General features: G+C 61.2%; 1 protein-coding gene. It reads left to right on the plus strand.

Annotated features, from left to right (window positions below; genetic code table 11):
- On the plus strand, positions 1 to 672 hold a 672-nt coding region (locus IMW75_RS26775; protein ID WP_237142357.1), incomplete at both ends, for a DUF6531 domain-containing protein.

The raw sequence follows: 672 nt of genomic DNA on the forward strand, positions 1-672 counted from the left end.
CAGCGGTTCGGATAACGTGCTCATCGGCGGCGGCACCCACCGCTACCTGCCGGTAGATGACGAGATTCCCGGCTGGCTGCGCACTACTGTCGATATTCTGATGGCGGTCGCTGGTGCGGCGGGCGGTATCGCTCAATTGATCAAGGCAGGAACACAGGCGGGCATGAAGGCCGTCATGCCCTGCGTGTTGAAATTCACCGCCGGGTTCGTCGCCGGTGAAGTGGCCAGCCGTTACGTCGTAGGACCGGCGATCGAGCGTGCAGTCGGCGGTCTGATCGGCAACCCTGTCGATGCCACCACCGGCCGCAAGGTCATCCCTGACGAAACCGATTTCAGCCTTCCAGGCCTGATGCCCATCGACTGGTCACGCTTCTACGCCAGTGACCTGACCGTCGACAGTGTGCTCGGCAAGGGTTGGGTGTTGCCTTGGGAGCAAAGCCTGCGCCGCAGTGGCAGCTTCGTTTACCTGACCGACAATCAAGGTCGCACGGTGCCCTTCGTAGACGTCCAGCCGGGCGAGCGCATCTACAATCCGCACGAACAGGTGTATCTGGTCTGCACCGAAGGCGGTCACTACCTGCTGCAAACCCTCGACAACATCTTCTTTTACTTCGGCGAAGTGCCGGACGACAACAACCCTGTCCCGCTACAACGCCTCGAAAATGCCCTCGG

The organism is Pseudomonas gregormendelii, from assembly GCF_017114825.1.
GTDB lineage: Bacteria > Pseudomonadota > Gammaproteobacteria > Pseudomonadales > Pseudomonadaceae > Aquipseudomonas > Aquipseudomonas gregormendelii.